The 19,950-nt window shown below is 39.4% G+C and carries 15 protein-coding genes; 8 read left to right on the top strand and 7 right to left on the bottom strand.

Annotation, left to right across the window (positions count from 1 at the left end; translation table 11 throughout):
- The first annotated feature begins 11 nt into the window (after positions 1–11).
- A complete protein-coding gene (locus NXS00_RS09930; RefSeq protein WP_258099034.1) occupies positions 12–956 on the top strand; it encodes a lipid A deacylase LpxR family protein in 945 nt (314 codons plus the stop codon).
- On the opposite strand, the gene NXS00_RS09925 is transcribed toward NXS00_RS09930, so the two are convergent.
- Both NXS00_RS09925 and arsC read right to left on the bottom strand, forming a co-directional pair.
- Positions 953–1,915 carry an NADPH:quinone oxidoreductase family protein gene (locus NXS00_RS09925; protein WP_258099033.1) on the bottom strand — a complete coding sequence of 321 codons (963 nt, stop codon included), beginning with the start codon at positions 1,913–1,915 and terminating at the stop codon, positions 953–955. The two genes, NXS00_RS09930 and NXS00_RS09925, sit on opposite strands and share 4 nt — an antisense overlap.
- A 19-nt stretch (positions 1,916–1,934) precedes the next feature.
- Complete coding sequence (gene arsC, locus NXS00_RS09920) at positions 1,935–2,276, bottom strand: arsenate reductase (glutaredoxin) (protein ID WP_258099032.1); 342 nt, start codon at positions 2,274–2,276, stop codon at positions 1,935–1,937.
- A 152-nt stretch (positions 2,277–2,428) separates the two neighbouring features.
- Between arsC and NXS00_RS09915 the strand changes: the two genes are divergently transcribed.
- The 5 genes from NXS00_RS09915 to NXS00_RS09895 all read left to right on the top strand — a co-directional run bounded on the left by NXS00_RS09915 (position 2,429) and on the right by NXS00_RS09895 (position 10,076).
- Positions 2,429–5,335 (top strand): WD40/YVTN/BNR-like repeat-containing protein, encoded by a 2,907-nt coding sequence (locus tag NXS00_RS09915; RefSeq protein ID WP_258099031.1) that lies wholly within the window; start codon positions 2,429–2,431, stop codon positions 5,333–5,335.
- An 86-nt stretch (positions 5,336–5,421) separates the two neighbouring features.
- Positions 5,422–6,081, top strand: a complete 660-nt coding sequence (locus tag NXS00_RS09910; RefSeq protein WP_258099030.1) for an energy transducer TonB — start codon at positions 5,422–5,424, stop codon at positions 6,079–6,081.
- Between the two features lie 325 nt (positions 6,082–6,406).
- Complete coding sequence (gene katG, locus NXS00_RS09905) at positions 6,407–8,590, top strand: catalase/peroxidase HPI (RefSeq protein WP_258099029.1); 2,184 nt, start codon at positions 6,407–6,409, stop codon at positions 8,588–8,590.
- A 99-nt stretch (positions 8,591–8,689) separates the two neighbouring features.
- On the top strand, positions 8,690–9,463 hold the full coding sequence (locus NXS00_RS09900) for an alpha/beta fold hydrolase (RefSeq protein ID WP_258099028.1): 774 nt from the start codon (positions 8,690–8,692) through the stop codon (positions 9,461–9,463).
- Positions 9,456–10,076 carry a lysophospholipid acyltransferase family protein gene (locus tag NXS00_RS09895; RefSeq protein ID WP_258099027.1) on the top strand — a complete coding sequence of 207 codons (621 nt, stop codon included), beginning with the start codon at positions 9,456–9,458 and terminating at the stop codon, positions 10,074–10,076. The genes NXS00_RS09900 and NXS00_RS09895 overlap by 8 nt, the downstream gene beginning before the upstream one ends.
- Before the next feature lie 6 nt (positions 10,077–10,082).
- Here NXS00_RS09895 and NXS00_RS09890 read toward each other — a convergent pair whose 3' ends face one another.
- Both NXS00_RS09890 and NXS00_RS09885 read right to left on the bottom strand, forming a co-directional pair.
- A complete protein-coding gene (locus tag NXS00_RS09890; RefSeq protein ID WP_258099026.1) occupies positions 10,083–11,633 on the bottom strand; it encodes a DUF1501 domain-containing protein in 1,551 nt (516 codons plus the stop codon).
- Positions 11,634–11,635: 2 nt separating this feature from the next.
- Positions 11,636–13,348, bottom strand: a complete 1,713-nt coding sequence (locus tag NXS00_RS09885) for a DUF1800 domain-containing protein (RefSeq protein ID WP_258099025.1) — start codon at positions 13,346–13,348, stop codon at positions 11,636–11,638.
- Between the two features lie 88 nt (positions 13,349–13,436).
- Between NXS00_RS09885 and NXS00_RS09880 the strand changes: the two genes are divergently transcribed.
- Positions 13,437–13,931, top strand: a complete 495-nt coding sequence (locus tag NXS00_RS09880) for a YciI family protein (RefSeq protein ID WP_258099024.1) — start codon at positions 13,437–13,439, stop codon at positions 13,929–13,931.
- Positions 13,932–13,983: 52 nt separating this feature from the next.
- Here the strand turns inward: NXS00_RS09880 and NXS00_RS09875 are convergent, their stop codons facing one another.
- Positions 13,984–14,802 carry an energy transducer TonB gene (locus tag NXS00_RS09875; protein WP_258099023.1) on the bottom strand — a complete coding sequence of 273 codons (819 nt, stop codon included), beginning with the start codon at positions 14,800–14,802 and terminating at the stop codon, positions 13,984–13,986.
- A gap of 196 nt (positions 14,803–14,998) precedes the next feature.
- Between NXS00_RS09875 and NXS00_RS09870 the strand changes: the two genes are divergently transcribed.
- Positions 14,999–15,952 (top strand): fasciclin domain-containing protein, encoded by a 954-nt coding sequence (locus tag NXS00_RS09870; protein WP_258099022.1) that lies wholly within the window; start codon positions 14,999–15,001, stop codon positions 15,950–15,952.
- 55 nt (positions 15,953–16,007) lie between these two features.
- Here the strand turns inward: NXS00_RS09870 and NXS00_RS09865 are convergent, their stop codons facing one another.
- Both NXS00_RS09865 and NXS00_RS09860 read right to left on the bottom strand, forming a co-directional pair.
- Entirely contained in the window at positions 16,008–16,847 is an 840-nt protein-coding gene (locus NXS00_RS09865; protein ID WP_258099021.1) for an ion transporter, read from the bottom strand.
- A gap of 52 nt (positions 16,848–16,899) precedes the next feature.
- The gene (locus NXS00_RS09860; protein ID WP_258099020.1) at positions 16,900–19,896 is read right to left on the bottom strand and encodes a TonB-dependent receptor; all 2,997 of its coding nucleotides are present in this window, start codon (positions 19,894–19,896) and stop codon (positions 16,900–16,902) included.
- Positions 19,897–19,950: the final 54 nt, after the last annotated feature.

Genomic DNA, 19,950 nt, shown 5'->3' with positions numbered 1-19,950 from the left:
TTTGTCGCCTCATGCGGAGTGCACTTATAGGTCTTTTCATTGTGTTTATTTCAAGCACACTATCAGCTCAGGAAAATCCAGTCAAAGAATATCTTACTGTTGACTACCAGTTATTAGTTGACAATGACGTATTTACGTTGGATCTTACAAGAGATCATTATTACAGTAGTGGTATTTATCCTGAAATTAGATTTTTAAAGGATAGCAGTGAAAAAGCGAAAAAAATCCGTTCCTTCCGTTTTAATCACCGGATGTACACTGCTTACAACATCAAATGGAGTGAACTAAGTAAAATGGATCGCCCCTATGCAGGAATTATGTCTTTGAGTGTGGCTAATGAATACTACTACCATTCGAATAACTATTTAAAGGCGGAACTTGAACTAGGCTGGTTAGGACCCGGTGTGAAAATGGGAGACCAACAATCCACCTGGCATGGTTGGTTTGGTATGCCAAATCCAGAAGGATGGCAATATCAAATCAACAACACGCCATTGATTAACCTACATCTGAAATATATCCACTCGTTATTCTCTTCTTATCGATTTGAATTAGCAACTGAGAGTAGTACCAGCCTGGGTACAGTGTATAACAACATTCGTCAGGACATAATTTTCAGAACCGGAGAACTAAAACCAATGAATCAGTCGGTCTTTAAAGGTTCAACTCTCGGATACAAACGAAAGGAAAAGCAGCAAAAAACGCAGGAATTTTATTTCTTCTACAGTCCAGGTGTGGAATATGTGATTCATAATGCTACGCTAGAAGGAGGATTTATCGGGCCATCTTCTATTTTCACCGTAGATGCTACCAATTGGGTAATTCAGCATCGATTCGGAGTAGCTTTTAGCTGGCCACGATTTGATTTAAAAATTACACGTTTCTGGAGAACAAAGGAAAACCAAGAAGCTATCAACCATACCTACGTTGGCATCCAACTCAATCAAAGATTCTAAGAGACTCTTAAAACCGTTTTCCCAATTACCTGTCTGTTTACTAATTCTGCTAGAGCAGTTTTAGCCTCGGACAAATGATAGGTTTTACCAATTTGGACATCTAGTTTACCCTGGGCAAACCACTTTAATATCGTGTTAATATTAGATCGATTGGCCAGTGGAGATTCTCTCCAAAAGCTTCCCCAAAACACCCCAACAATTGAAGCCGATTTTAATAACGGAAGATTGAATGGAATTGATGGGATCTTACCGGAAGTAAAACCAATCACCAGGTGTCTTCCCCCACTGTTAAGTGACCTAAAAGACTGTTCTGCGGCTTCTCCACCGACAGGGTCTACTATTACATCAATTCCAATTTGCTTCAATTGAGTTTTCAGGTTTTCATATCCAATCGCAATATTGGCTCCATTAGCAATGGCTTGATCTTGTTTTTCTTTGGTAGAACAAATTGCAACCGTCTGAGCTCCAAACATTTTACCTATTTGAATAGCAGCGGAACCTATTCCTCCTGATGCACCCAATACTGCTAAGCTCTCACCAACCCTCAAATTGGCTCTATCCTTTAAGGCATGCATTGCAGTACCATATGTTTCAAGAATAACAGCTGCTTTGTCTAATGGAATTTCAGGTGGCAATAGATAGACATTATTTGAATGTGCTTTGGTAATTTCAGCATACCCTCCCCAGGTCATAGATGCCATAACCATATCGCCTACTGCTACATGATCAACAGATTTTCCAATTTGCAATACCTTTCCAGACACCTCTTGCCCAGGTGAAAAGGGTAGCTCTGGAGTAAATTGATACTTCCCGCTCACAATTAGTGAATCCGGAAAATTAACGCCTGCATAGGCTACCTGAATCAGAACTTCGTTTGCACCTATAGTAGGTACCAAAACATTACCATACTCCATGGATTCCAATCCATTAAACGAACTGCACCTAATTCCCAGACTCATAATTTAAAGTTAACAAGTGTTACAAAATGTCTAACACATTTTCCGGAGGCCTGCCCAATGCAGCTTTCCCATTTTTGATAACAATTGGTCGTTCAATTAATTTAGGATTTGCCACCATCACTTCAATCCATTCATCATCAGACAGTTCTTTTCCTTTGAATTCTTCTTTAAAAATGGCCTCTCCCTTTCTAAGAAGCTGCTCAGGCTTTATTCCGAGCAACCTCACTATATCCTTCAGTTCAGATACTGTTGGAGGTGTATTCAGGTATTCTACTATCTCAACATCTTCATTCTTATCCGCTAACAGCTGTAGTGTTTCACGACTTTTTCTACATCTGGGGTTATGAAAAATTTTTGTCATTTTTAATTAAGTTCTAAGCTTGCAAGTTAAAGAAATCTGAAGGTCATTCCATCAAAAAGGCGATTAGTCCACGCATCAAATTCTCTAATCACTAAGAAACTTTTTTTTGTAAATTATCCTGAAATAAATGGAAAGTATCTAATTCAAAAAATATGCGAATATCCCTTATTACATTGTTGGCTTTTCTTCTTGTTAGCACTTCAATTACTGCACAGAAAAGGAAAAAAGCTAGCACACCAGCTGCTACATCTGCTTCAAGCAGATGGGACGGATATCTTCAAAGAAAACAATTGATTGATAATTCACTGGTCAAAAACGTACCTTTCAGAAACGTAGGCCCAACCGTAATGAGTGGTCGTGTGGTTGATCTGGAGATTGATCCTCAGGACCCAACACACTTTTATGTTGCTTATGCATCTGGTGGACTTTGGGAAACCAAAAATGAAGGCACATCCTTTACGCCTCTTTTCGATAATGAAATTGTCATGACCATTGGTGATATTGATGTCGATTGGAATACTGGAGCTATCTATGTTGGAACCGGAGAAAACAACTCCAGCAGATCCAGTTACTCTGGATACGGTTTATTCAAATCATCTGACCAGGGAAAAACGTGGGAACATTTAGGACTAGAAGAAACACATCATATTGGACGCGTCATTGTTCATCCTACCAATTCCAATATCGTATGGGTTGCATCCTTGGGGCATCTATATAGTACGAATAGGGAGCGTGGAGTTTACAAAACATTAGATGGTGGAAAAACCTGGAAAAAGACACTGTATGTAGATGAATCATCCGGAATCGTAGAAATGGTAATCAACCCGAGCAATCCCGATGAACTCCTAGCTGCTGCATGGCAAAAAGATCGTAAAGCCTGGGATTTTATTGAAGCTGGAAAAGGTTCAGGAATTTACAAATCATCTGATGGTGGTGAGACCTGGCAAAACGTTTCAGAAGGAGACTCAGGTTTTCCTGATACAGAAGGAATGGGTCGCGTTGGATTAGCTTATGCTCCATCCAATCCGAGTATTGTATATGCAGTACTTGATAATCAGGATCGAAGAGAAGAGGAAGAAAAGGAAACTTATCCAGTAACAAGAGAACTACTTCGCAACACTACAATGGATGCTTTTCTTGCGCTTGCCGATACTGACGTTAATGACTTCCTTGATCGAGAAGGGTTTCCTTCAGATTACAATGCCGTGGATATCAAATCAGATGTTCAATCGGGAAAAGTAAAACCAGTTGATTTAGTCACCTACCTGGAAGACTCCAATAGCATGTTGTTTGATACACCTGTCAAAGGTGCTGAAGTTTACAAATCAACAGATGGTGGATTGTCATGGAGCAAAACACATGAAGGATACATCGAAGCATTGGTCTATTCGTATGGGTATTACTTTGGACAGATCACTGTAGACGGTCAGAATCCAGACATCCTGTACACGATGGGAGTTCCTCTAATTAAGTCAATAGATGGAGGAGCTACCTGGGAAGCAACTTCCTCAGAAAATGTGCATGCAGATCACCATGCTCTTTGGGCTAATCCAAATAGATCAGGGCACATTATTAATGGAAATGATGGTGGTGTTAATATCTCTTATGATTACGGTAAAACATGGATCAAGTGTAACTCCACTCAAGTTGGACAGTTTTACTCTGTAAACTATGACATGGAAGAACCATACAATGTATATGGTGGTCTTCAGGATAATGGAACATGGAAAGGCCCTAGCAATTACACCTACTCTTACTCCTGGTATGAAGAAGGGCAATACCCTTATGAAAGACTCATGGGAGGTGATGGAATGCAAGTTGCTATAGACACCAGAACAAACGAAACTGTATACGTGGGTTATCAATATGGAAACTATTTCCGCATCAACACCAAAACAGACAAACGTAAATACATCACTCCAAGTCACAAATTAGGTGATGCTCCTTACCGCTGGAACTGGGAAGCTCCTATCATCTTATCATCACACAACCAGGACATAGTTTATTTTGGAAGTAACAAGTTCCATCGTTCAATGAATCAAGGGGATGATTTCGAGACATTATCCGGAGATCTTACTAATGGCGGTAAAAAAGGAGATGTCAGTTTTGGTACGCTAACCACTATTTCAGAGTCACCACTTCGATTTGGTTTGATTTATACTGGAAGTGACGATGGATTGGTTCATGTATCCAAAGATGCAGGTCAAACGTGGAGTAATATTTCCGCTGGTCTTCCTACAAACTTCTGGATCAGTCAGGTGCAAGCATCCAACCATGTAGAAGGAAGAGTTTATGTAAGCTTAAATGGCTATCGTTGGGACAATTTTGAAGCAATGGTTTATGTTTCTAATGACTATGGTAAAACATGGACCTCTATCAGAAGTAATCTTCCTAAAGAACCGGTTAACGTCATCAAAGAAGATCCTATAAACGAAAATATTCTGTATGTAGGAACTGACCATGGAGCTTATATAAGCTTAGACATGGGTAAAACCTACATGGCATTCTCCAAAGACCTACCAGCTGTGTCAATTCATGATCTGGTAATTCATCCAAGAGATAATGACTTGATCCTTGGGTCACATGGAAGATCTATATTCATTGCAGATATTGAGACCTTACAGCAATTACCATCCCTTACCGAGTCAGTAAAAATCTTCAAAACAGATGGAGCTATTTTTTCTAATCGCTGGGGTGATGTGGGATATTACTGGAGTGGTCCATATGAGCCTTCAACAACATTCGAAGTTTATAACAAGACAGCAGGAAATGGCAAGGTGACAATCTCAAAAGACGATCTGGTATTAAAAGAATGGGAAATAGATCTTGATGCAGGTCTCAATTATATCGACTATGATTTCAGTATCGAGGAATCTACTGCTGTAGCGCTAAAAGATGCTCTTGAATTAGAGGAAGGTATTGAAGCTAAAGAAAATGGCCAATATTATCTTCAGCCAGCTACCTACACGGTGACTGTGGAGATTGGAAGCGATAAAGATTCAAGCGATTTAACAATCAAATCCCCTAGAGAACGACCAAAAAGAAAAGGCAGTAAATAATACAAAAGCCGCTCAATCGAGCGGCTTTTCTTTTGCAAAGCAAACCTTATTCCGTTATTTTGGAATTGAAATAACCTAAGCCATTGATGAAATATCTTATTTGTAGCCTTGTTGTAGTCCAAACATATGTATGTTTTTCTCAATTGAATGATTCTTTTCAAAAAGCTACATTTAACGGATCTGAAGATTATTTTGAAAAGACTCTGACCTATCCAATAGAAATGCTAAGAAAAATGGAAAACGGTCAGGTTATTTTATCGTTTAGACTAAACGACGAAGGAACTATGGACTCCGTGGATCTATTCTCTTCTAGTCATGAAATACTCGTAACTGATGTTGTTAAAACCTTATTATCTACAAGCAACTTATGGAGCTCTACGTATGTAAACGAGCAACCGACAGCACATTGGTATAAACTAGTTGTCTATTTTTCCATTTTAGGAGATTTGAACTCCAACTCAGCAATGAGGACTGAAAGTGAGAAAAACTACAACTCAGCTGAACTATTCTACAATAAAGGCAAATATTTGAAAGCACTAAAAAAATTAGATGCTGCCATTGAAATAGCACCATATCATGCGTCTTATTTCGAACTAAGACATAAAATTAACATTGCACTGGGCAACATCGAAGAGGCAAATACAGATAAGACTACCCAGAATTATCTGTATATGGATGTGATGAAAGTTGTAAATATTAATGCAGGGTATCAATTAAGGTCCGAAGCATCCATCCGACAATACTAGTTTTAACTCGCTTTAATCAATCCAGCATTATAACTCCAACCATTATAAACCCAAAGGTTTTTTCTAATCTCCTTATATTCCTACATTTCTAATTTGTAGGGTATCACCTTTAAAAATTATCACCAAACATCAATTCCTTTCCTCTGTTAAGTTATTGTTGGATTTGGTAATTGCTCATTCAAGCATTTCCGAACACCACGTAAATATTGTAACTTATAATCAGCATTGGCACACGTCATGCTATAACCCCAAGTTATACTCTTATAAACACAATAAATTATCATTATATTAATCTTGTAATAAACAACTAAAAATTGATCATAAAATGGGAGATACTTCACACCATAACGGAATGGGCGACATCACCAAATGCCCTGTAATGCATGGTGCCAATACCGAAACACAAAAAAATGTAATGGATTGGTGGCCCAATGCTTTGAATCTAGACATTCTTCATCAACATGACACCAAGACGGACCCTCTTGGAAATGAATTCAATTATCAGGAAGAACTTAAAAAACTAGATGTAGCTGCCTTAAAACAAGATCTACACAATTTAATGACGGACAGTCAGGAATGGTGGCCTGCCGACTGGGGGCACTATGGAGGACTAATGATTCGAATGGCTTGGCATTCTGCAGGATCTTACAGAATATCAGACGGCCGTGGTGGCGGTGGAACCGGTAATCTGCGCTTCGCTCCACTTAACTCCTGGCCAGATAACGTGAGTCTGGACAAAGCTAGAAGATTACTTTGGCCAATAAAGAAAAAATATGGCAATAAGGTCAGCTGGGCTGATTTAATTATTCTTGCTGGAACTATGGCCTATGAAAGTATGGGTCTTAAAACCTTTGGTTTTGCCTTTGGTAGAGAAGATATCTGGGGGCCAGAAAAAGACACTTACTGGGGAGCTGAAAAAGAATGGTTGGCTCCGAGTGATGAGCGATATGACAATGTGGACAAGCCAGAAACCATGGAAAATCCATTGGCTGCCGTTCAGATGGGACTAATCTATGTGAACCCCGAGGGAGTAAATGGGAAACAAGACCCATTAAAGACTGCCGCTCAGGTAAGAGAGACCTTCAAACGTATGGCTATGAACGATGAAGAAACCGTAGCATTAACAGCTGGAGGACATACCGTGGGTAAAACACATGGTAACGGTGACGCTTCTCTTCTGGGACCTGACCCTGAAGGAGCACCAGTAGAACAACAAGGTTTTGGGTGGGCAAACCCAACCAATACTGGCAAAGGAAAATATGCTGTAACTAGTGGTTTGGAGGGTGCATGGACAACTGAACCTACCAAATGGGATAATGGCTTTTTCGAAATGCTATTCAAACATGAATGGAAGTCCGTAAAGAGCCCGGCAGGCGCCAATCAATGGGAACCAGTGGACATTAAAGAAGAAGACAGACCTGTAGACGTAGAAGATCCTTCTATTCGTCACAATCCGATGATGACAGATGCTGATATGGCCATGAAGATGGACCCGATCTATCGAGAGATCTCATTGAAATACATGAATGACTTTGATGCATTCTCTGATGCTTTTGCCAGAGCCTGGTTTAAGCTAACTCATAGAGATATGGGACCAAAAGCATGTTACTTTGGACCAGACGTTCCAGAAGAAGATTTGCTATGGCAAGATCCGGTACCATCTGGAAATACCGACTATGATGTTTCGGCTGTTAAAAAGAAAATTGCTGATTCTGGATTATCCATTGGTGAAATGGTTTCTACAGCCTGGGATAGCGCTCGAACTTTTAGGGGGTCTGACAGGCGAGGTGGTGCAAATGGTGCGCGCATTCGATTGGCTCCACAAAAAGACTGGGAGGGCAATGAACCTGAAAAACTTCAAAAAGTACTTTCAAAACTGGAGCCTATCGCAACAGAATTTGGCATTAGTATCGCAGACACCATTGTACTGGCAGGTAGTGTAGGTATCGAAAAAGCAGCGAAAGCTGCCGGAATGAATGTAGAAGTACCCTTTGCACCAGGACGAGGTGATGCTACCGATGAAATGACGGATGTAGAATCTTTCGAGCCTCTAGAGCCACTTGCAGATGGATATAGAAACTGGTTGAAGAAAGACTATGTGGTAAGCCCTGAAGAGCTGATGCTGGATAAAACCCAATTGTTAGGTCTTACAGCACCTGAAATGACTGTTTTGGTTGGTGGTATGAGAGTACTCGACACCAACTATGGCGGAACGAAACATGGTGTGTTTACAGATAAGCCAGGAGTTTTAAGCAATGACTTCTTTGTCAACCTTACAGACATGAACTACAAATGGGAGCCTGCAGACAAAGGCACTTACAACATTGTAGATCGTGCTTCAGGAAATGTAAAATGGACGGCTACCAGAATGGACTTAGTATTTGGATCCAATTCTATTTTACGTGCATATGCTGAGCTCTATGCACAAGATGACAACAAAGAGAAAATGGTTCAGGACTTTATCAAAGCCTGGACGAAAGTCATGAATGCAGATCGCTTCGATCTCTAATTCATAATTAAATACATCAAACCACCAGAGTTTAGAGATTCTTCTCTATTTACTTTGGTGGTTTTTTATATCTCTTCATACCACCTATTTTCGCCATCTATGAATTCGGAATCACCCTTTTCAGAATATGGCAGTGGCACTCAACTGCTCTTCGCATTTCATGGTTATGGAATGAATGGAGATCAGTTTATCACTTTTACCAAAAGCCTGATTCCAAACTACAAAATCATCGGGTTTCACCTCCCTTATCATAGAAATGGCCCAGAAAATCATCAAGATTGGATAGCAATTACTTTAACAACAATCTATCAAATAATCACAGATAGAAAGGTTCAAAACTATTCCCTGGCCGGTTACTCTATAGGCGCTCGAATATGTCTGCACCTTCTACCTCAGTTGCCTCAAAAAATTGACAAACTGTTTTTATTTGCTCCCTATGGATTGGAAAAACATATTGGCCTAAAATTCATTTCTAAAGGATTTGGACATCATTTCTTCAAAGCAGTACTTAACTCTAGAATACCAGAACTTTTAATGAATTTCACGCGCTTTTTGGGATTTATAGATTCCGAACATGAAGCTATTATCCTCCGTGAATTAGACACGGCTGAAAAAAGGAAAAACCTTTGTTACTCACTATTGATGAGTGGAGAGCTTCCTGTGAATTCCTTTGAAAGTATAAAACGCCTGAATGAATTGAATACTAAAACAATCATCGTTTATGGAAGAAATGATGTACTTTTTCCATTCAAAAACAGAAATCAAAAATTGCTTAACCTGATAAAACACCGTCAGGTCATTGAGGTGAAAGAAAGTCATTGGTTAATGACTGAGCGATTGGATCTTCTGCTAGCCACAAACCAAAATGATTAAGGAAGCAAAATCAGAATGGATAAGAAAGGTTGTTTACCAATTGGAATCTAAAGTGATATTTCCTCTCCGATTCAAGAAGGTATCCTATAATCACATCTCCATCCCAAAAGATCATTCTATTTTGCTGTTACAAAACCACATTTCCTGGTGGGATGGTTTCTGGGGAAACTACCTGAATTATGATCTGTTCAAACGCAGATACCATGTAATGACGCTGGAGGATCAAATTGCTAAAAACCCTTTTTTACGACACTTAGGTGGGTTTTCGGTTCGTAAAAACTCAAGACAAGCATTGGAATCAATCCAATATACGAAAGAACTCCTAGATGATCCAAAAAACACTGTTTTAATCTTCCCGCAAGGAAGGCTACAATCCATGCATGTGAACGAAATACATATCGAGCAAGGAGTGATGAAACTCATAGAAAAAATAGATACTCCCTGTCAAGTGATCTACAATGCGGTGACAATAGACTACTTAGAAAGCTTCAAGCCTACTGTTACTTTCCACCTTTTAGACCTTGGTACCCCTGGGGCTATTGACACGAAATCTCTTCAACAAACCATCACTTCGCATCATATTTTAGCAATGAAAAGTGCTATCCGTAAATAGCTCCAATTACTTTACCACGCTGAAGACTCTATTAGTTTGGTTGCCCGTAAGTATTACAAAGTACCTCCCTTTCTGTAGAAATGTCGTATTCCACTTTATCTCATGAGGTTTGGTTATTTCTCCCTGATAGAGTGTTTCAACTCTTCTGCCCTGCATATCCATTACATCCAATCGCACTTCCTCTTTTGTTGGAGCCATCTTAATAGTCGAATAATCAGCAACAGGGTTAGGGTAAACGAATAGCTCATTACTAGTTAGTTGAGGGGAAGATAGCACTTCCGTACTGTCCCCTATCAAAGCTATCTGCTCAAAATCATTAAAAAGCGCTGACTGTGATTCACTTTCATTTGCACCGAGCCATTGCTGCAAGATGGAAGCATAAGCCTGTCGGAAATCAAATTCCATCTCCAAATTATCGTCATAACTAGCCGAACTGGAAATAATAGGATTAGTACCTGTCACCCCTCCTTTCACTGAGTTCCCAAAGAAAAACATTGGTGCTGCTGCACCGTGATCGGTACCTAAACTGGCATTAGAAACTATTCTTCTCCCAAATTCAGAAAAGGTCATTCCAACCACCCGATCTTCAGTACCTTGCTGCTCCAAATCCTTCATGAACGCCATGATGCCGTCATTTAACTCAGTCAGAAGCTCAGCGTGCTCCCCTGTCGTATGATCAGAACTTTCTACTTGAGCATCATGGGTATCAAACCCTCCCAGCCTAACGAGATACATTGGAGTTCTCAAGCCACCTGCTATCAACCGACTGACAATTTTCAATTGTTGAGCTAAAAAAGTCTGCGGATAATCCGCTTGAGACTTCACTTTTTCAGCAGCAGCTTTCACAACCTGACCATATTGCTGAGACTGTTTTTCAATAATCCGAATATACTTCAGCTTATCCCCTGCTAAAGTATCAGGAACTTCCCGTTCTTCATTATCTACCAATTCATAGAAGAAGTTCGGGTCACTGATCACCATACTCATGGAAGACTGTGGTCCCTGGAATAACAAGGAGCTACCATATCCCAACTCAACAGACAATGGATCTGTAAAAGAGTCATTCGGGAAATCATCAGGGTATCCCGGAAACTGATCACTTAAATACCTTCCTGACCAACCTGAATTTATCAACTCATTAGAATCTGATCCACTCATCCAAATATCCGTGGACCTGAAATGGGAATAGTTTTGCTCTGGATAACCCACATTCTGTACTACTTGCAGTCTATTTTCATTATACAGTGATTGCAATCCATCTAGTGAAGGATGTAGTGCTGACTGAGAGTTGGCTAGAAAGTGAAGTCGCTCATCTGGCAATATCACATGGGGACGTACTTTATTCAAAGCAGAAAGCTGATCCAACGGAACCACAGTGTTGAGGCCGTCATTTCCACCTTCCAGGTAAATCATCACTAAAACCCGGTCAGTATCTGTTGCCATACGCAGCAAGTCAGACAAAGTCTTTGAACCTGGAGAACGGAATCCCATAGCACCTAATATTCCCGGAGCAGCCAAACTATGACCTACGTGCCTAATAAATGATCTTCTTTTCATGATTACATCAATTGAGCTTCACCTAGTTGTAACAAATGCTGAAATGTTGGCCTCAATCTATTCAGTACGACCATTTCATATTCCGTATCACCTGGATTCTCGAGCATTTGATTCCAGGCGATGGTCCAGTAACTATCCGTTTGTTGTCCCGAAAGCAAGATTGCTTTCAAGTTATTCATAGACGTTGTATCCAACTGAATTCCCAACAACAGCAAAGAAATCTCTTCAAGCATTAAGTTAGGATCTGCTGCATTTTCTAAAGTTTTTAAAAAGGCTATGAAGTCCGCTGGAATTTGTAAATCAGAATTGATCCAGTATCCCCAATAAACCATTGAATCCCCTAATAATGCTCTGTTAGTTACCGTATCTGTGGTTATCCAGTACTTATCAAAAGAGGGCTCCTGATAATAGGCTGGCCAACCAGACACGCTTGGAGGATCTCCAACTTCTAAACCCATGTTCGCCATTTGCCAAAGGATGCTTGAATGCTGATCACTAAGTAAATTCAAATCCTCACTCTCTATACCCATTCCAAAAGTTCTCCACAGACCAATTAGAAACTCGGATGGATTCTTAATCAAAGCACCATGATTGGCAGAATCATGAAAATGTGCGCTTTTCAATAGTTGTTCCAATACAGGCTTAATTTCATAACCTCCCGATCGAAAAGTCTGCGCCAGAGGAACTATGATATTTTGTTCTGTTTCTGAAGTGATGTCATTGTATACGAAGAATTTATATAGTCTTCTACAGATGTACAGAGCTGTCTCATCATTGGAAAAAATCATATCCAAAAGTTCATCCAACTCTTCGGCTCCAGCATCACCAGATTTACCCTCAATCTGTTTATTCCCATAAAACGAAGAAAATTCTTTAGTAGACTCATCATGATATGGCGGATAAAAAAACACATTCAATTCTCCTGAGTCATAAAATTTAGACCAGTCAATTACCCAACCAGTTAGTATCCGAGCAGCCGCCTGAACATCGGATTCTGTAAAACCAGCGTCCGGCCCTTTGCCAATGCAGAAAAGCTCTTGCAACTCACGGCCATAATTTTCATCTGGAGCCTCTTTATTATTGAAAGTACCATTGAGATACAACAGCATGGCTGGATTCAGTGTCAACTCACGAATCAAGGTTTTAAAGTTCCCAAAACAATTCATTCGGAGCATATCAAAGTATTGATAACACAACTTTGAGTAAAAGACGTCCCAGGTTTGAATTGGAAGCAAATTGTGCCAGAAGAAAATCATCTTTTCTTCCAGACTTGTCGATTGATTGATGAAATTTTTGACCAGCCAATTTTTGAGAGAGATGGTCCGTGGCCCTTCAAAATCTCCACCATGTGCAGAAAGAATCCAGGTCTCTCCGAATTCAATTTCCGGGTCGATTATTCCATCAGCAGAGTCATTGTAGTCATTGACAGGAGGATCCGGGGCTACGCCTTTAATTAACAGAGAATCTACGGCTGCATCCATCGATAACCCAGCTATCGCCTGGAGATCTGAAGTGGTGACACCAAACATGGTCCTTTTCAATAAATGAGCTTGATGCAACTTGCCCCACTCTCCGGCATACGGTTCAAGTCCTGCTGCAATATTTTGCCTTGAAGTGCTATCAAAACCCTCAACTTCAAGAACTTTCGCTTTAACCTTCCGGTATTTTGCAAGCAAATCCTGATAGTTTTCTGGATGATAATCCTTAGTTTTCATAAGAATACGTACTGATCTGAATCATAAGATAATGAATTGGATTGTTATCGTACCCATTACAACAATATTTGCAATCAAACTAAGCTAAATGAAATCCAATTTATCCTTATTCTTATTCGTGGGGTCACTGATAAGTTCCTGTTTCTCTCCTCAAAAACCGACAACTGTTGAAACTACTATTAAAGAGACTTCTGAAGTTGCATATGACTCTTTACTTGCCAAAGAAGCGGGTGCTGATGATTATGGAATGCGTAAATATATTCTGGCTAACCTCATTGCCGGACCCAATCGGGATCAGGACTCTACAACAGCAGCACAATTACAACGAGCTCACCTAGACAACATTACTCGAATGGCGGAAGAAGGTCAATTGGTTATTGCCGGACCATTTATGGACGACGGGGACATTCGTGGTATTTATATTTTCGCCGTAGAAACTATTGAGGAAGCCGAAGCGCTCACTCGTACTGATCCTGCTATCAAAGCGGGTAGATTAAAAATGGAATTAAGACCCTGGTACGGTCCAGCAGCTTTGATGCTTATGGAAGACTTGCATAAGAAATTAACGAAGAAGGAAATCTAAACAAAAAAGCCCTCTGATCGTCCATCAGAGGGCCAAACCAACAATAACCCAATTAACGTTCTCTCAAAATGAACCGTATTGGGACAGTTCTATAAACTCTTACGGCCATACCGCGCTGTTTACCTGGTTTCCATGCTGGAGCACTGCTGACTACTCTTATCGCCTCTTCATCACAACCAGCTCCAATTCCTTTTACTACTTTCACATCAGTGATTTTCCCATCTTTTTCTACGACGAATTGGACGAACACCATTCCACTGATATTTAACCTTCTGGCAGCTTCGGGGTAAATCATTTCATCAGCTACATATTGATAGAAGCTTGCCATACCTCCTTCTGGTTCTGGCCAGGTCTCTACTACCTGGAAGATCTCTTCTACTTTCTCTTCTTCTACTTCCATTACGATATCTTCATAGATCACATCCTCCACAGCCATATCTTCAGTCATCTCCATATCGAGGTTCAAATCCATATCTTCAATCAATACTTCATCCTCTACCTCTTTCAATTCGAAGACTTCCAGGTTTTGTTTTGGAGGGGGTGGAGGTGGTTGATTACTAATTGGCATCTCAAGCACTTCATCAAATTCACTGTTGACCGTACCTAAATCAACCAAACCGGTATCATCATACGTTTTCCAATTGAACGCTATGATGATCATAAACAAACTAAGGCTTAGCCCGATGAAAAAGAATAAAGGTTTACGTTCTGCATCGATGGCTTGTCGTTCTTTTTTGATTTGCATCAAATCATCAAATTGCTCAACGGTTGTATTCTTTTGGTGAAGAACTTCATTGGCTTCCAATAAATGAGGAAGGTGGGCTTCTTGCAAGCCCGGTATTTTTTGAGGGGTATTTACTTGCGTTTTCATGACTTATTGTGGTTTGTTTATACTAAGGTCATGAAACCTTCCAACATTGATAATGACTGTTATCAACAGTCAATATGATTTAATGTCTAAACTCAAATGACAAAAATAGTATGCTTGCATAACAAAATTTTTCATAACTTTATGTAACCCTATATTGTATATAGTACATTAACTTACAAAACAATTTAAACTGAAGATGATGAAGAACAATCTAATGAACCCATTGAGAGGCTTGGCACTATTTGCTGTAGTAATTGGGCTTGTATTTACAACTAGTTGTGGTGAAGATGAAGATCCAGGGCCAGAGCAAAATATTTATGAAATACTTTCATCAAATGAAGACCTGTCTACATTAAAAGGACTGATTGATGAAGAAGGATTAAATACTACACTTAGCGCAGAAGGTGAAATGACACTATTTGCTCCTGATAATGCTGCTATGGTTCGACTTTTAACTACTCTTGGCCTAACTAGCTTTGACCCTGTCTCAGCTGAAATTCAAACTGCTGTTTTAACGTACCATTTACATACAGCTGCTAAAATCGCTGCTGGTGAATTAACTGGTACACTTTCTACTGCTGAAGGTGAGTTAATCACTATCAAAGCTGATGGAACTTTGAGCACAGGTGCATCAACAGATGCGGCGATCACCAGCTCAATTGAAGCAACTAACGGTTATGTACATATAGTTGATGCAGTACTAGTTCCACCATCAATTGGTGCAGTAATCGTAGCTACATTGGGTACAGCAGCTCAACCAATACTTTTATCTTCAAGCTATTCTAACTTAGCTGCTGCAATTCAAAAAGCAGATGCAGGAAAAGCGGCTGAAGAAACACTTGTTGGTGCTTTAATTTCGCTTTCAGGATCTGGAGTTACTGTTTTTGCACCAGTTAATGAAGCACTATCAGATGAAACTGTTTCTAGTCTTTCTGCTGCTCAACTAGATGCGATTATTAGAGGACATGTTATTCCTTCAAATATCAATCCATTGGCAGATGGCACTTATCCAACTGCTGGAGGAACTCAAGTAGTTGTAGCTGGAGCAACCGTAGCAGGCCCAAATGAAACAGCCTATCCGGTTGTAACTGCTAGTGCAGTTTCAAGTACAAACTGGACTGTTTATCCTTTAGCTGGTGTCATCCAATAAAAATATTTAACATCCAAAACTAAAAAGCCCATTCGATGATTCGAATGGGCTTTTTTCATTTTAACTTATTACCACACTTCATACAATAGTTAGCAGAAGTTGGATTGTCTGTAAAACACCTATCGCAACTCTTCCCGACTGATTTCAATTCAAGTTTTCGCATTTCGTTGCTGACAATTCCAGTAGGAACAGCAATAATCGCATATCCTGTAAGCATTAAAAACGTCGCAAAAGTCTGCCCTAAAACTGTCTGAGGAGCAATATCACCATATCCAACTGTTGTCACGGTAACTACTGCCCAATAGATACTCCTCGGAATACTAGTAAATCCGTTTTGCCCCCCTTCGATCAAGTACATTAGTGTTCCTGTAATCATAACCAATGTAGTCACCGCTCCCATAAAGACTAAAATTTTACGTTGAGAAGCAACCAATGCCGTTCCTAGAGTTCTAGCTTCTTCGAGGTACCTTGTAAGTTTAAGAATACGAAATACTCTCAGAAGCCTAATAGCCCGGATAACAACCAAATAACTCCCTCCTGTAACGAAAATGGAAATGTATGTTGGTAATAGAGCTACCAAATCAACAATTCCCAAAAAGCTAAAAACATAGTTTTTAGGCTTCTTAGTAATAAAGATTCTCAACAAATACTCCGCTGAAAAAAGTAAAGTAAATGTCCATTCGAGCGTGTCAAAGAAATCTTCATATTGAATTTTAATATCTCTGACACTTTCTAGCATTACAGCGATAATACTAAGCAAAATGGCTACCAACAGAACAATATCAAACAACTTACCAGCCGGAGTATCTGTTCCAAATACAATGATATATAGCTTACTTCTTAATTTGTGAAAGTGCTTAAAATCGCTTTCCATTCTTACCAATTGTGATTTCATAAAAAAAGGTCAACTGTTAAGTTGACCTTTTAAAAATCGTAAATTATTTTAACTATTTGGTCATGCTATCAAATGTTACTGAAACATAGAATATTGCCCCAATACTAGGTGCTCCAATACTTTGAATATAATAATCGTTAAGAATATTTGATCCGCCAACTTTGACTAATGCCTTTATAGGAGTCTTGTAGGTAACCTGAGCATCCAGGGTACCATAGGCAGGTATATTTCCATCACCAAAAGAGCTTTCCCAATAAAAATCGGTTTGCCATCTGTATACCACGTTAAAGCCAATATCATCAGTTAATTTTCTATTTCCGAACTTAATATTGAATTTATGTTCAGGGGTATTGAATCCAAATACAAAATCATCAGAACCATTTGTATTCAATTTATTCCAGCTATAATTCACTCCGAAAGTATAATTTCCAGGGAACAAATAGGTTGCTTCTCCAGCAAATCCCATGGCATTGATAGACTCTGTAGCATTCGTATATACTTGATAGGTATTATCAGCAGTACCATTTAACAAAGTGAATGGATTTGGCTGACCAGCTACATTTGGATCTGGATTATATGACAACAACGGGTCAGCATCGGCTGCTGCCTGATCGGTTGTATACAAAGCAGCTCTTCGCATTCTTTGCTGTACAATGAAATTATCGTAGTTATTTAAATATCCAACTAGGTCAATCATTAACTTATTATTGATCAAACTCTTATAACCTAGTTCGAACCCTTTAACCTGCTCAGGCTTTACCGGACTAAAATTCTCAATGGGATCCAAAAGCGCTAAAGCTGAACCGATATATGCAGGGTCTTGTTGTTGTGCTGGAGATCCTGCAAATATTTGACCTGCAAATTGATCGACAGATTCAAGTGAGTACAAGTATGGATTCGTACCAATTTCATATCTGGACAAATTAGCTGGCAATCCACCTAACAATCTTGAAGAAATTATATTCAGATTGATGTGCTGACCTTGTGTAGTTGGGTTTCTAAATCCAGTTTGGTATGAAAATCTAAAGTTATGATTCTTAACTGGAGAAATTACTGTTGATATTCTAGGGCTCCAAACAGCATTAAAGTTTTGATTCTTATCAACTCTTATTGAACCAATTAATTTCACTTTATCCTCTACCAAACGTTTGGTTCCTTGCATATATGCACCATATTCAGCTATGGTAATTGGATTACTTTCACTATCAGGGAATATGGTTCCATTAGATTGCAAATCGTATAGTCTAAAACTTGCGCCAGAAAGCAACTCTATGAAATCAATCTCATTCTTGAAATCATATTGAAACTCAGCGTGATACAACTTAGATTGGTCATTAAACTTAGGACCAGTTGGCACAACTCCTTCTAGGGCATCCGCTAAAATTCTCTGACCGGCAGCCGAATTAAAATCAATCCCGTATAAAGCTTCTGTTTGCTCACGTGCAAAATTATAAGCTGCTATCTGGTCTGCTTGCGTCACATCAGCAGGACTATTACTATTAGGGTTATAGCCTAAATTATTCTGAAGATATCTCAAGTAATTATAACCATATGTACCCAACCATACGCTTACATCTTGTGGTATAGCCAATGGCGCTTGACTAATAGACAAATCGGTAACTCTTTTAGCGTAAAACTCAGTAATATATGAATCTCCAGAATTTTCTAAGGTTGCATAAGCTCTTAAGAACCAGTTATCCGCCTTAGCTTGTACCCTGTGCTGTTGAATCCCAAAATTCTTTAAAGAATACCGTTGAGCTCCAGTGTATATACTCGTACCAAAACCAGCATTGTATAAATAGCTCAATTCAATTTTGTCTGTTGGACGGTAATACAATCCAATATTACCCTTAATATTCTCAGCACCATAATCTATTAATTCATGCTCCTCAAATGGGGTAACTGAAACAACCTGGTTCGGAAGAAAGCCATTATTCGCAAAATCTTGAATATTCACAGGAGTGTTCCCTCCATTTAAAGAGTAGTAATTATTAAGCGGGTTACCCAAACTTCTCCATGCTGATGAGAAACTTAAAATCGCAAGGTTCACTGCTGCTTCATCTCCCATATAGTTTGGTGCGTCTTTTCCAGGATTAAAAGGCAAATCTCCTTGACGCTGTGCTTCTCTATCTGTCTGATAATCGGTAGCATACCAGTCCTCTGCTTTCATGTAACTGAAGTTTACTTTGAAAGCGAACTTATCATTAAATGATTTAGCATACCTTAAAGACATTTCATACATCGGTTGAGGACTTGAAGGGGCTCCTGCTTCTTCATCGGCACCTAAGTGATTTATTCCAACTTTCGCGAATGCACTAAATCCTTGGTAATCAAAAGCTGACTTACTAGTAACTCTCAACAATCCATTGAATGCGTTGGGTCCATAAAGAGCTGATTGAGCACCAGAAATGAATTCTACACTTTCCACATCGAGTTCTGAAGGCCCGTTCAAGTTACCAATAGGAAAGTTCAAAGCTGGGGCTTGGGTATCCATTCCATCAGTTAATTGTACAAAACGTGTATTCCCTGTAGAATTAAAGCCTCTAGCATTAACAATTTGGAAGTTAATACTGCTCTGAGTTACGTCAACTCCTTTGAGGTATTGAATACCTTTGTAATAATTATCTGCTGGAGTCTGCTGTACTGCAATGACATCCATTTTTTCGATACTAACAGGCGATTGAAGAATATTTTCCTCTACCCTTGAAGCAGAAACTACTACCTCCTGACCAAGAAGCATGGATTCTGTCATTTCAATCTTCAAGTCTCTGACAGAAGATTGATTCACTTCTAATTCTATGCGCTCGTATCCAACACTAGAAACTACCAAAGTAACCGGGGGCGCGGATTTAACTTCGAGATTAAAGTTTCCCTGTACATCTGTGATGGTACCAAGTACGGTCCCTTTCACCAGGATGCTAACACCAATAAGCTCGTCACCAGTGGCTTTATCAGTAACTTTTCCTGTAATTGATACCTGTCCAAAAGCAACCGATACAAGCATCATCAAAACCAAACTCAATAATGATTTGGGTAAAGTAAGCTTCATACTATAAATGAGTTAATGTAAATGCTAGAGTAAACTCTAATATTAGATAAAAAT

The sequence above is a fragment of the Marinoscillum pacificum genome (genome assembly GCF_024714495.1).
Taxonomy (GTDB): Bacteria; Bacteroidota; Bacteroidia; order Cytophagales; family Cyclobacteriaceae; genus Marinoscillum; species Marinoscillum pacificum.
This window is presented reverse-complemented; position numbering and strand designations above follow the sequence as displayed.